The organism is Azospirillum sp. TSO35-2, assembly GCF_003116095.1.
GTDB lineage: Bacteria > Pseudomonadota > Alphaproteobacteria > Azospirillales > Azospirillaceae > Azospirillum.
In genome coordinates this window covers 1,164,219-1,177,242 of sequence record NZ_LGRA01000008.1, presented here as the reverse complement: position 1 = coordinate 1,177,242, position 13,024 = coordinate 1,164,219, and the positions used below count along the sequence as shown (strand labels likewise).

The 13,024-nt window shown below is 71.6% G+C and carries 10 protein-coding genes; 4 read left to right on the top strand and 6 right to left on the bottom strand.

Going from position 1 to position 13,024, the window contains the following annotated elements:
* Positions 1-180 precede the first annotated feature (180 nt).
* Positions 181-549: a hypothetical protein gene (locus tag TSO352_RS06850; protein ID WP_109106524.1), complete on the top strand. Its 369-nt coding sequence runs from the start codon at positions 181-183 to the stop codon at positions 547-549.
* A gap of 27 nt (positions 550-576) precedes the next feature.
* Here TSO352_RS06850 and TSO352_RS06845 read toward each other — a convergent pair whose 3' ends face one another.
* From TSO352_RS06845 to mgtA, 6 genes are all read right to left on the bottom strand, one after another.
* Positions 577-1,857 (bottom strand): amidohydrolase family protein, encoded by a 1,281-nt coding sequence (locus tag TSO352_RS06845; RefSeq protein WP_109106523.1) that lies wholly within the window; start codon positions 1,855-1,857, stop codon positions 577-579.
* Positions 1,857-2,780, bottom strand: a complete 924-nt coding sequence (locus TSO352_RS06840; RefSeq protein ID WP_109106522.1) for an ABC transporter permease — start codon at positions 2,778-2,780, stop codon at positions 1,857-1,859. The genes TSO352_RS06845 and TSO352_RS06840 overlap by 1 nt, the downstream gene beginning before the upstream one ends.
* 6 nt (positions 2,781-2,786) lie before the next feature.
* Positions 2,787-3,836, bottom strand: coding sequence for an ABC transporter permease (locus tag TSO352_RS06835; protein WP_109106521.1), 1,050 nt, complete (start codon positions 3,834-3,836; stop codon positions 2,787-2,789).
* A complete protein-coding gene (locus tag TSO352_RS06830; protein WP_109106520.1) occupies positions 3,826-5,406 on the bottom strand; it encodes an ABC transporter ATP-binding protein in 1,581 nt (526 codons plus the stop codon). The genes TSO352_RS06835 and TSO352_RS06830 overlap by 11 nt, the downstream gene beginning before the upstream one ends.
* A 17-nt stretch (positions 5,407-5,423) precedes the next feature.
* The gene (locus tag TSO352_RS06825) at positions 5,424-6,434 is read right to left on the bottom strand and encodes a BMP family protein (RefSeq protein WP_109106519.1); all 1,011 of its coding nucleotides are present in this window, start codon (positions 6,432-6,434) and stop codon (positions 5,424-5,426) included.
* A gap of 286 nt (positions 6,435-6,720) precedes the next feature.
* On the bottom strand, positions 6,721-9,390 hold the full coding sequence (gene mgtA / locus TSO352_RS06820; RefSeq protein WP_247871937.1) for a magnesium-translocating P-type ATPase: 2,670 nt from the start codon (positions 9,388-9,390) through the stop codon (positions 6,721-6,723).
* Positions 9,391-9,639: 249 nt separating this feature from the next.
* Here mgtA and TSO352_RS06815 point away from each other — a divergent pair, with 249 nt between their 5' ends.
* From TSO352_RS06815 to TSO352_RS06805, 3 genes are read left to right on the top strand one after another with little or no spacing between them, the layout of a single operon-like run.
* Entirely contained in the window at positions 9,640-10,836 is a 1,197-nt protein-coding gene (locus TSO352_RS06815) for a four-carbon acid sugar kinase family protein (protein WP_247871936.1), read from the top strand.
* The gene (pdxA, locus tag TSO352_RS06810) at positions 10,833-11,867 is read left to right on the top strand and encodes a 4-hydroxythreonine-4-phosphate dehydrogenase PdxA (protein WP_109106518.1); all 1,035 of its coding nucleotides are present in this window, start codon (positions 10,833-10,835) and stop codon (positions 11,865-11,867) included. The genes TSO352_RS06815 and pdxA overlap by 4 nt, the downstream gene beginning before the upstream one ends.
* 11 nt (positions 11,868-11,878) lie before the next feature.
* Positions 11,879-13,015 carry an iron-containing alcohol dehydrogenase gene (locus tag TSO352_RS06805; protein WP_109106517.1) on the top strand — a complete coding sequence of 379 codons (1,137 nt, stop codon included), beginning with the start codon at positions 11,879-11,881 and terminating at the stop codon, positions 13,013-13,015.
* The last annotated feature ends 9 nt before the right edge of the window (positions 13,016-13,024 follow it).

Sequence of the window (13,024 nt, the reverse complement as noted above, 5' to 3'; positions counted from 1 at the left end):
GGCCGGCATTCCGGAGTATGCGTCCATAGGTCGCATGATTCGCGTGACGGCGCCGGACTTGAGCGGCGCTTCAGCGTCGCCTGTCCTGCAGGTGGCGGCAGTGTCCACGGACGTGGTGGAGATTGGCGGATCGCCCGGTGGGGCAGGCCCCACGGAACCGCATCCGGCCGCCACGATGCCATGGCGGCGCAGCGGCCGGAGCCGCCCGGCGGCATCATGAGCGCCGCCCTGCGCGCCGGCGCCCGCGTCGATCGCGGCCATCCGCCGCCGCGCCGGCTCAACCGTGCGGTGCGCTCGCTCTGGGACGGGGCGCTGGCGGTGTTGTGCGTGGTGCCGGTCGGCACAGCGGAGAGGCTGATCACCGCGGGCGACGCACCGGGCGACAAGGCGATGATCGAGATACGGGTCGATCCGCCGACCCGCATCCTGCGCAAGGGTGTCGACGGTGTCGGGGTGGTGGGCGCTGGCGGCGGCTTTGCCGTCGGCGATGTCCTGCCGCCCGGCTGCTCGACGCGCGCCGAGGTGGCCGCCACCCCCGGGCCCGGCTGAACCGCGCCGGGCTTCCCGTCGTCCGACTTATCCGCGGTTCAGCAGGAAATCGACCGTCGCCGGCCGGCCCGGCAGGTCGAGCCTGGCCTGCACCGGTTCGCAGCGGCTGACGATCCGGCCGCGGCGCAGGACGAACAGGCGGGCGGCGCGGGTGCGGATCGCCTCCACCGGACCGCTGGCCTGCAGGACCACCAGATCGGCGTTGCAGCCGGGCTCCAGCCCATAGCCCTCCAGGTGCAGCAGGCGGGCCGGGTTGACCGTGACGGCGTCGAAGGCGGCCTTGATGCCGTCCTGTCCGGTCATCTGGCCGACATGCAGGCCCATGTGCGCCACCTCCAGCATGTCGCCGGAGCCCAGCGGATACCAGGGATCCATGACGCAGTCGTGGCCGAAGGCGACGGTCAGGCCGGCGGCCATCAGCTCCGGCACGCGGGTCATGCCGCGGCGCTTGGGGTAGGTGTCGTGGCGGCCCTGGAGGACGATGTTGATCAGCGGGTTGGCGATCACCCCCAGCTGCGCCTCCGCCATCAGCGGGATCAGCTTGGAGACATAGTAATTGTCCATCGAATGCATCGAGGTCAGGTGCGAGCCGGTCACCCGGCCGTGCAGCCCCAGACGTTGCGTCTCACAGGCCAGCGTCTCGACATGGCGCGACAGCGGGTCGTCGCTCTCGTCGCAGTGCATGTCGACCAGCAGCCCGCGCTGCGCCGCGATCTCGCAGAGCAGGCGGACCGAGGCGGCGCCGTCGGCCATCGTGCGTTCGAAATGCGGGATGCCGCCGACCACGTCGACGCCCATGTCCAGCGCCCGGACCAGCAGCTCCTCGGTGCCCGGCGACCGCAGGACGCCATCCTGCGGGAAGGCGACCAGCTGCAGGTCCAGATAGGGCGCGACGCGTTTCTTGACGTCCAGCAGGGCTTCGACCGCCAGCAGGCGCGGGTCGCAGACGTCGACATGGCTGCGCACCGCCAGCAGGCCGCGCCCGACCGCCCAGTCGCAATAGGCCAGCGCCCGCTCGACGATGGCGTCCTGCACCAGCTGCGGTTTCAGCTCGCCCCACAGCGCGATGCCCTCCAGCAGCGTGCCGCTCTGGTTCACGCGCGGCAGGCCGTAGCTGAGCGTGCTGTCCATGTGGAAATGGGAATCGACGAAGGGCGGGGTGACCAGCCGGCCGGTGGCGTCGATCTCCGCCGCCGCCTCGCCCGCCAGACCGGGTTCGACCGCGGCGATGCGGCCATCCCGGATGCCGATGTCGATGCCGCTGCGGCCATCCGGCAGGGTGGCGCGGCGCAGGATCAGGTCGAACATCAGCGTTCTCCTTTGCGGTACGGGATCATCAGGGCGCGCGGGTAGGACGCCCGGCGGGCGACCAGGACCAGCGCCAGGATGCTCAGCAGATAGGGCATCATCAGGAACAGCTGGTAGGGCAGGACGCCGCCGCTCGCCTGCTGCAGCCGCAGTTGCAGCGCGTCGAACAGCGCGAACAGCAGGGCGCCCAGCAGCGCCTTGCCCGGCCGCCAGGAGGCGAAGACCACCAGCGCGATGCAGATCCAGCCGCGCCCGTTCACCATGTTGAAGAAAAAGGCGTTGAAGGCCGACAGGGTCAGGAAGGCACCGGCCAGCCCCATCAGCGCGCTGCCCGCCATCACCGCGCCGATGCGGATGGCGGTGACGTTCAGCCCCTGCGCCTCGGCCGCCGCCGGATGCTCGCCGACCATCCGCACCGCCAGCCCGACCGGCGTGCGGTACAGCGCATAGGCGACGACGCCGACCAGGGCGAGCGCCAGATAGGTCAGCGGCGTCTGGGCGAAGGCGCCGGGCAGGTCGAGCGGCTGGAACGGCACGATGGTCGGCGGCGTGCTGGCCTGCGGCAGGACCAGGCGGTAGACGAAGTAGGACAGGCTTGTCCCCAGCAGGGTCACGCCGATGCCGGTCACATGCTGCGACAGGCCGAGCGGCACGGTCAGCGCCGCGTGCAGCAGGCCGAGCAGCGCGCCGCAGGCGGCGGCGACCAGCACGCCGGTCCACAGGTCGGCCCCTTGATAGACCGCCATCCAGCCGGCCATGGCGCCCAGCGTCATGATGCCCTCGATGCCGAGGTTCAGCACGCCGGCGCGCTCGCACACCAGCTCGCCCAGGGTGCCCAGCACATAGGGGGTGGCGATGCGCAGCACCGCGGTCCAGAAGGCGGCCGACAGCAGGATGTCGAGGATGATCGACAGGAAATCCATGACCCCTTACCCCCGCCGCAGCCGGTAGCGCGCCAGCAGCCCGGCGACCAGCATGCACAGCAGGCTGGTGGCGACCAGGACGTCGGCGATGTAGTTGGGCACCGGCATGGCCCGGCTCATCGCGTCGGCGCCGACGAAGATGCCGGCGATGAACAGCGCCGCACCGACCACGCCGATCGGGTGCAGTTGCGCCAGCATGGCGACGACGATGCCGCTGTAGCCGAAGCCGGGCGACAGGTCGAGCGTCAGGTAGCCCTTCAGCCCGCAGATCTCGGCCGCCCCGGCCAGCCCGGCGAGGCCACCCGACAGCAGGGCGGTGCGCAGCATGATCCGGTTCACCGGCATGCCGGCGAAGGCGGCAGCGCGCGGGTTGGCGCCGACCGCGCGGTTCTCGTAGCCCCAGATGGTCCGGGTGTCGACCAGCCACAGCAGCACCGACAGGCCGAGCGCGATGGCCAGCCCGGCGTGCAGGCGGGTGCGCGCCACCAGCTTGGGCAGCTCCGCCGCCTCGGCCACCGGGGCGGACTGCGGCCAGCCCATGCCCATCGGGTCCTTCAGGGCCCCTTCCAGCAGCATCGACACCAGCAGCAGCACGACGAAGTTCAGCAGCAGGGTGGTCACCACCTCGTCGACGCCGAAGCGGACCTTCAGCACGGCGGGCCCCAGCAGCGTGACGCCGCCCGCCGCCATGCCGGCGATCATCACCAGCGGGACCAGCGCCCAGCCCGGCAGGTCGAGCATGCCGCCGCCGACCACCACGGCGGCCAGCGCCCCCATGTAGAGCTGCCCCTCCGCCCCGATGTTCCACAGCTTGGCGCGGAAGGCGACGGCGGCGGCGAGGCCGGTCAGGATCAGCGGGGTGGCGCGGGTCAGCGTCTCCGTCAGGGCGAAGCGGGAGCCGACGGCGCCCTCGAACAGCAGGCCATAGGCGCGCAGCACCGGCGCGCCGGTCCAGGCGACCAGCAGGGCGCACAGCGCCAGCGCCGCGACGACGGCGCCGATCGGCGCCAACAGCCGCAGGGCAAGCGGGGTGTCGGTGCGCGGTTCAAGCCGCATTGCCATTCTCCCTTGGGGTCTCCGGCAGGATGTCGCGCAGGATGTCCCAATGCCCGGCCATCAGCAGGCCGAGCTGGCTGACCGACACGCGGTCATGCGGCAGCAGCGGCGTCAGCCGGCCGTGATAGGCGACGGTGACGCAGTCGGCCAGCGCCAGGATCTCGTCCAGATCCTCGGAGATCAGCAGCACGCCGGCCCCGGCGGCGCGGGCGTCGAGCAGCCGGCTGTGGACGTAGGACACGGCGCCGATGTCGAGCCCGCGCGTCGGCTGGCTCGCCAGGATCAGGTCCGGCCCATAGGCCAGGGTGCGGCCCAGGATCAGCTTCTGCATGTTGCCGCCCGACAGCAGTTGCGTGCGGGCGTCGGGACCGGGGCAGCGGACGTCGAACTCCTCGATCACCCGGCGGGCATGGGCGCGCGCGGCGTCGCGCCGCAGCACGCCGAAGCGGGAGAAGGCGGGGTCGCGGTAGCGCTCGGCGATCAGGTTCTCCCACACCGCCATGGCGCCGACCAGCCCGGCGCTGTGGCGGTCCTCCGGGATGCGGGCGACGCCGCGCCGGACCATGTCGGCCGGGTCGGCGTGGTGCACCACGCTGCCCTTCAGCGACACCTGCCCGGCATCGGGACGGATCAGGCCGCTGACCAGCTCGGCCAGCGCGGACTGGCCGTTGCCGGACACCCCGGCGACGCCGATCACCTGATGGCGCCGCACCGTCAGGTCGACCGCGTCCAGCAGCGGCCGGGCGTGGCCCGAGGCGACGGTGACGCCCGCCAGCTCCAGCACCGGCTCGCCCGGGCTGAGCGGGGCGGGGGCGGGCGGCTTGACGCTGCGGCCGACCATCAGCTCGGCCAGCTTCGCCCGGTCGGTGGAGGCGGTGGGGTGGGTGGCGACCAGCCTTCCGGCGCGCAGGACGGCGACGGTGTCGCTGGCGGCGAAGACCTCGTTCATCTTGTGGCTGATGAAGACGACGGCGAGCCCGTCGGCGGTCAGCCGGCGCAGCGTGTCGAACAGGCCGGCCGATTCCTGCGGGGTCAGCACCGCGGTCGGCTCGTCCAGGATCAGGATGCGGGCGTCGCGGTAGAGCGCCTTCAGGATCTCCACCCGCTGGCGCTCGCCGACCGACAGGTCGCCGACCAGCGCGTCCGGCCGCACCGCCAGCCCGAAGCGCTGGGACAGGTCGAGCAGCCGGCGGCGGGCGCCGCCGCGGTCGGAACGCAGGCGCCACAGCGACTCCGTCCCCACCGCGATGTTGTCCAGCACCGACAGGTTGTCCGCCAGGGTGAAATGCTGGTGGACCATGCCGATGCCGGCCGCCAGCGCCGCGCGGGGCGACCCCGGCGGCAGGGGCCGGCCGAACGCCTCGATGGTCCCCTCGTCGGCGACGTAATGGCCGAACAGGATGTTCATCAAGGTGGTCTTGCCGGCGCCGTTCTCGCCCAGCAACGCCAGCACCTCGCCGGCGCGCAGCGTCAGCGAGATGGCGTCGTTGGCCAGCAGCGGGCCGAACCGCTTGGAAATGCCGGCGAGCCGGAGGACGACCTCCGGCCCGCCTGTCGTGGGCGATGACATCGGGGATGCGCCGGGCGTCACATCGTCGACTTCGGCTCGGCGTCGTTGACCTTCACGGTGAACTTGCCGTCGCGGATCTGCTGCTCGCGCTCCGCCACCTTGGCCTTGACGGCGTCGGGGACCTTCGCCTCGAAGCTGCCCAGGGGCGCCAGGCTGGAGCCCTTGTTCGCCATCATGCTGAAGGGGCCGTAATCCTCGGCCTTGTAGCCGCCGGCCTTCACCGCGGCGATGGCGCGCTGCACCGACGGCTCCATGTGCCACAGCGCGCTGGCGACGACGGTGTCCGGGTACTGCGGCTGGGTGTCGATGACGTTGCCGATCGCCAGCACCTTGCGCTCCTTGGCGGCGTCGGACACGCCGAAGCGCTCGGCGTACATCACGTCGGCACCGCGGTCGATCATGGCGAAGGCGGCTTCCTTGGCCTTCGGCGGGTCAAACCAGGAGCCGATGAAGCTGACCGAGAACTTGACCTGCGGGTTGACCTCCTTCGCGCCCTCCATGAAGGCGTTCATCAGGCGGTTCACCTCGGGGATCGGGTAGCCGCCGACCATGCCGATCACGTTCGACTTGGTCATGCCGCCGGCTATCATGCCGGTCAGGTAGGCCGGCTCCTGGATGTAGTTGTCGAAGACCGAGAAGTTCGGCTCCTGCGGCTTGAAGCTGGAGCCCATGACGAAGGCGGTCTTCGGGTAGTCCTTGGCGACGGTGCGGGCGGCGCGTTCCACCCCGAAGACCTCGCCGAAGACCAGCTGCTGGCCACCCTCGGCGTACTGGCGCATCACGCGCTCGTAATCGGTGTTGGCGACCGACTCGGCCCAGACATACTCGATCTCGCCACGGTCGGCGGCGGCCTTCAGCGCGACATGGATGCGGCTGACCCACTGCTGCTCGATCGGCACGGTGTAGATGCCGGCGACCTTCAGCTTTTCCTGCGCCAGCGCCGGCGCGGATCCGCCCGCCACCGCCGCGATGGCGGCCGCGGCGCCGCCGCACAGCACCGCACGGCGGGTCGCTGCCCAAACCTTCATCCCCTGAACCTCCATCCCCCGAGCCCCCATCGTCATTCCCCTTCGTCACCGAGTGTCGTTGGCCGCAAGGCGGCTGGCCCGCCAGGACCATGAATGCTCAAGATCATGAATACTCATGAATACTGGGGAATGTCACCCCGATCCATGGAGCTGTGCGTGGCGCACATCCGAATGCAACGAGAATGCCAGCGACCGGGACCGCCGCCCACCGCGCGGTCGCGGTCGTCCGGCCGGTCAGAATGCTGGCATGTGGTTGAAAAAAGGGCAACTCTTCTTGACTGTCCGATCAGGATCGCCGGGCGCCCCGCATGGCCTGCCCCCGTACGCCGTGTCGCACGGCGAGGTGGCGGAAGAACACCCGCTTGATGATCTCCACCAGGACCAGATAGGCGGCGACGGCCGCGGCCAGGGCCAGATAGAAGGACACCGGCAGGGCGACGAAGCCGAAGAAGGACGCCAGCGGCGTCAGCGGCAGCAGCGCGCCGGTGGCGGCGGCCCCCAGCGTCAGCCCGGCCAGGACCGGGTTGGGGCGGCTGAGCCACGGGCTGCGGCGGGTGCGGATCACGAAGATGACCAGCACCTGGGTGGCCAGGCTCTCGACGAACCATCCGGTCTGGAACAGCGCCTCGTCGGCGTCGAACAGGTGGAGCAGGGCGTAGAAGGTCAGGAAGTCGAACAGCGAGCTGACCGGCCCCAGAACCAGCATGAAGCGCTGGATCAGCCGCAGATCCCAGCGCACCGGCTTGGCCAGCGCCTCCGCCTCCACGTTGTCCAGCGGAACCCCGGCCTCCGACATGTCGTACAGCAGGTTGTTGAGCAGCACCTGGGTCGGCAGCATCGGCAGGAAGGGCAGGAACAGCGACGCCCCCGCCATGCTGAACATGTTGCCGAAGTTCGAACTGCTGCCCATCAGGATGTATTTGGTGACGTTCTGCACCGTGCGGCGCCCCTCCATCACCGCGTCGTGCACCACCGACAGGTCGTGGTCGAGCAGGATGAGGCCCGCCGCCTCCTTGGCGACGTCGGCCGCGCTGTCCACCGAGATGCCGACGTCGGCGGCGTGGATGGCCGAGGCGTCGTTGATCCCGTCGCCGAGGAAGCCGACCACCCGGCCGGACCGCTTGTAGGCCATCAGCACGCGTTCCTTCTGCTGCGGCGTCACCCGGCAGAACACGTTGACCTTGGCCAGCCGGGCGCGCAGCGCCTCCTCGCTCATCGCCCGCAGGTCATCGCCGGTGATCAGGCCGGTGACGGTCAGGCCAAGCTCGGCGCAGACGTGGCGGGTCACCCGCTCGTTGTCGCCGGTCAGGATCCGCACCGCCACCCCGGCCCCGGTCAGGGCGTGGATCGCCGCCAGCGCGCTGGCCTTGGGCGGGTCGAGGAAGACGGCATAGCCGGCGAAGGCCAATTCGCTCTCATCCCCCAGCGCCGCGGAGACGTGCTCCGGCCCCATCGCCTTGGACGCGATCGCCAGCACCCGGAAGCCGTCCTCCCCCAGCTTCTGGAACAGGGCGTCCAGCTCCGCCCGCGCCGCCGGATCGAGCGGCCGTTCCACGCCGCCCTCGGCCTCATAGTGGGTCGACAGCCGCAGCACGTCCTCCGGCGCGCCCTTGACCACCAGCCGCCGCTCCGCACCGTCGGTGACGAGGACGGAGACGCGGCGCCGCTCGAAATCGAACGGCACCTCGTCGATCTTCTGCCAGCCGGTCACGTCCAGGCGGCGGAAGGCGATGATCGCCTCGTCGAGCGGGCTTTTGATGCCGCTCTCGAAATGGCTGTTCAGGTAGGCCAGCCGGAAGACGCGCTCGCTCTCCTCGCCGCGGAAATCCAGATGCCGGACCATGCGGATGGTCGCCTCGGTCAGCGTCCCGGTCTTGTCGGTGCACAGCACGTCCATCGCGCCGATGTTGTGCATCGCCGCCAGCCGCTTGACGATGACCCGGCGCTGCGCCAGCCGCGTCGCCCCGCGCGCCAGCGTGACGGTGACGATCATCGGCAGCAGTTCCGGCGTCAGCCCGACCGCCAGCGCCAGCGCGAACATCAGCGATTCCAGCCAGGGCCGGTGGAACAGCACGTTCACCGCCAGCACGAACAGCACCAGGAAGACGGTCAGCCGCAGGATCAGGAAGCCGAACTGGCGGATGCCCAGCTCGAAGGCGGTGGGCGGCGGCGTCGCCTGCAGGCTGCCGCTCAACTGGCCGAAGGCGGTGGCGTCGCCGGTCCGGCAAACCACGGCGACGGCGCTGCCGCTGATCACCGAGGTGCCCATGAAGACGGTGTCGACCGCCTCGCCGGGGTCTTGCGCCGGGACGGCCGGCGGATCGACGCGCTTTTCCGTCGGGTAGGGCTCGCCGGTCAGCATGGCCTGGTTGACGAACAGGTTGCGCGCCTCGAGCAGGCGGCAGTCGGCCGGCACCAGGTCGCCGGCGGCCAGGCGGACCACGTCGCCCGGCACCAGCTGGTCGACCGGTTCCGACACCTCCACGCCGTCGCGGCGGACCTGGACGCGCACGGCGACGGTGCGGCGCAACGCCTCGACGGCGTTCTCGGCCCGCATCTCCTGGGCGAAGTCCAGGGTGACGCTGAGCACGACCATCACGATGACGATGACGAAGCTGGTGACGTTGCCGGTGGCCGCCGACAGGCCGCTGGCGAACAGCAGGATCAGCACCAGCGGGTTCAGGAACCGGGCCAGGAACTGCAGCCACAACGGCCGGCGCCGGTGCGCCAGCGGCTGGTTGAGGCCGTAGCGCCGCTGGCGGGCCTCCACCTCAGCGCGGCCCAGCCCGGCGGCGGTCGACCCCAGGCTTTCGAGGATGGCGGTGATCGGTCGGTTCCAGATCCCGTCGTGGATGGTGCCCTGGCTCAACGGCGTGCCCTTCGGCTGTGCGGTCTGCTCCAGTGTAGACGGGTGCCCACCGGGAAACGATGCGAACGACGCGTTGCTGCCCTGCATGAATCCCGTCCCGCCGGTGCGCGCTTCGCCCCTGCCGTCCTGGCTCTCCGGCGGATGGTCGCCGACAAATCTGTAAACATGTAAAGACGTCACCGGGCCTCATCTGCGCCATTCCGTCGCGCACAAGATTACAACATATTGACATCTCCGCAGCGCTGTGATCAGGTGAGGCATCGTCGAGGATGGCGGGAACGCCCGGACGCGGTCCGTCGCCTTCGACGGCCGCCGCTCACAGGATGGGGACCACCCATGGACAGCATGGTTCCGCATGTCGGATCGCCGGAAGGCGCCGGGAGGGTGACCGCCGCGGCGGCGGCGTTGCGCCTGTGCCTGATCGCCGACGACCTGACCGGCGCGCTCGACACCGCTGCCCAGTTCGCCACCGCCGCCAACCCGATCCCCGTTCGCTGGTCCGGCCTGCCCGCGACCTCGCCGGCCGCCATCGCCCTCGACAGCGGCACGCGCGAGGCGTCGCGGGACGACGCGCGGACCCGGGTCGCGGCCCTCGCCGCCGGGCTGCCGCGCGGCCCCGGCACGCTCCATTACGCCAAGCTCGACAGCCTGCTGCGCGGCCATGCCGGGGCTGAGATCGCCGCCTGGATGTCCGCCGTCGCCCCGGTCCATTGCATCGTGGCGCCCGCCTTCCCCTATCAGGGCCGCATCACCCGCGGTGGCCTCCAGCTTGCCCGCCGGAAGGATCAGCCGGGGTGGATGGCGGCGGCCAGCGACCTGCGCGCCGATCTGGAACAGGAGGGCTTCCGCGTCCAACCCCGCGCGCCCGGCGAGGCCGTTCCGGGCGGCGTCAGCCTGTGGGACGCGGAGACCGACGCCGACCTCGACGCCATCGCCGCCGCCGGCCTCGCGCTCGACGGTCCCGTCCTGTGGTGCGGCAGCAGCGGGCTTGCCGGGGCGCTGGCCCGGCAGGCCGGCGCCCCGGCCGGCGAGCCCGACCCGGTCCGGCTGCCGCGGCCGATCCTCGGGCTGTTCGGGACCAACCACCCGGTGATGGTCGCCCAGCTCGACGCCTGCGCGCCGCGTGTGCTGGCGCTGCCCGACGGCGGCGCCACCAGCGCCGCGGTGCTGGCCCAGGGGCTGGACCGGGACGGGGTCGCGCTCGCCACCCTCGCCCTGCCGGACGGGCTGCCCCGTGCCGACGCGGCGCGGCGGATCGAGCGGGACTTCGCCCGGCTGGTTCGTCAACTCGACCCGCCCGGCACCCTGCTGGTGGCCGGCGGCGAGACGCTGCGCGGGCTCTGCCTGGCCCTGGGAGCCGACCGGCTCGACCTCGACGGCCAGATCTGGCCGGGGGTTCCCCGCTCCATCCTGCGCGGCGGTCGCTTCGACGGTGTCCGCGTCGTCTCGAAATCGGGTGCGTTCGGCGACCCGGCGCTGCTGTGCCGGCTGCTCGCCCTGGGCGCGCCGCATCATCAGGGAGAACAAGCATGACACCGCATCTGGCCATCACCATGGGTGATCCGGCCGGCGTCGGGCCGGAGATCATCGTGAAGGCCTGCGCGCGTCTGAAGGACCGGCTGGCCGACGGCACGCTGCGCCTGCTGGTCATCGGCAGCAACCCGGCCCTCCACGCGGCGCGCGCCGCGCTCGGCGCCGACCTCGACTTCCCCGAGGTGAGCGACGTCGAGGGCGCGTGGCCGGCGCTGGCCTGCCTGCAGGCGGGGCCGGAGGGCGAGCCGATCCGCCCCGGCGTGCTGTCGGTCGACGGCGGCCGCTTCGCCTATCTGGCGGTGGAACGCGCGGTGCGGCTGGCCGAGGCCGGCCGCATCCACGGCATCGTCACCGCGCCCCTGAACAAGGAGGCGATGAACAAGGCCGGCTACCATTACGCCGGGCACACCGACCTGCTGGCCGAACTGACCGGCGCCCGCGGCTCCGTCATGATGCTGGCCCACGGCAACATGCGGGTCAGCCACGTCACCACCCACATCGCGCTGGAGGACGTGCCGAAGCGGCTGACGCCGGAGCGGCTGCGCTACGTCATCGACCGCACCGACGAGACGCTGGCCGGGCTCGGCCTGCCGCGCCGCCGCATCGCCATCGCCGCGCTGAATCCGCACGCCGGCGAGGGTGGGCTGTTCGGCCGCCAGGACATCGATGTGACCGAGCCGGTGGTCGCCGCCTGCGTCGCCGATGGGCTGGACGTGGTCGGGCCGGTGCCGGGCGACACCATCTTCGTCAAGCTGCGCGCCGGCCAGTACGACGCGGTGGTCGCCATGTACCACGACCAGGGGCACATCCCGGTGAAGCTGCTGGGCTTCAACGTCAATCCCGACACCGGCACCTGGGACGCGCTGAGCGGGGTCAACATCACGCTGGGCCTGCCGATCATCCGCACCTCGGTCGACCACGGCACCGCCTTCGACATCGCCGGCAAGGGCATCGCCAACGAGCTGAGCCTGATCGAGGCGATCGACTACGCCGAAAAGCTCGCCGCCGCCCGCGTCCGCGCGGCCGCCTGAGGATCCCGACCATGAGCACCATCGACCTGACCACACCCATCGAGCTGCTCCGCCCGCCCCGCGTCGTCTTCGGTGCCGGGACGGCGCCGGAGGCCGGGCGCTGGGCGCGCGAGCGCGGCTTCACCCGCATCCTGGTGGTCGCCGACGCCTTCAACGCGGCGCGGGTGGACCGGCTGGCGCTGGACGGCGCCGTCACCGTCTTCGCCGACATCAAGCCGGAGCCCGACGTCCCCAACCTGGAGGCGCTGCTCGCCGTTGCCGAACGGGTGGAGCCGCAGCTGGTGATCGGCTTCGGCGGCGGCAGCGCCATGGATCTGGCCAAGCTGGCCGCCGTCCTGCCCGGCAGCGGCCAGACCATCCGCGACGTGGTCGGGCCGGAAAAGGTCGCGGCCAAGCGCGCCGCCCTGGTCCAGGTGCCGACCACCGCCGGCACCGGCAGCGAGGTCGGCACCCGCGCGCTGGTCACCGACCCGGCGACGATGAGCAAGCTGGCGGTGCAGAGCGTCCACACGCTGGCCGACCTCGCCGTGGTCGATCCCGACCTGACGCTCAGCGTGCCGGCCGCCGTCACCGCCGCCACCGGCGTCGACGCGCTGGCCCATTGCGTCGAGGCCTACACCAACCGCAAGGCCCATCCGCTGGTCGACCTCTACGCCCTGGAAGGCATCCGGCTGGTCGGGCGCTTCCTGCCGCGCGCCATCGCCGACGGCAACGACCGCGAGGCGCGGGCCGGCCTGTCGCTGGCGTCCTTCTACGGCGGCGTCTGCCTGGGTCCGGTCAACACGGCGGCCGGCCACGCCGTCGCCTACCCGCTGGGCACCCGCCACCACATCCCGCATGGCGCGGCAAACGCGCTGATCTTCCCGCATGTCCTGGCCTTCAACGCGCCGGCCGTTCCGGAGAAGACCGCCGCCGTGCTGCAGGCGCTGGGACTGCCGGCCTCCAGCGATCCGGCCGCGGTGTTCGAGGCGGCCTACCGCTGGTGCCTGGGGCTCGGCTGCACGATGCGGCTGTCCGAGTTCGGCGTGCCCGAGGCCGACTTGGCCCGCATGGCGGAGGAGGCGCACGCCATCCGCCGCCTGCTCGACAACAACCCGCGCGACCTCGGCCGCGAGGACATATTGGGCATGTACCGCGCCGCCGCCTGACGGCGCGGC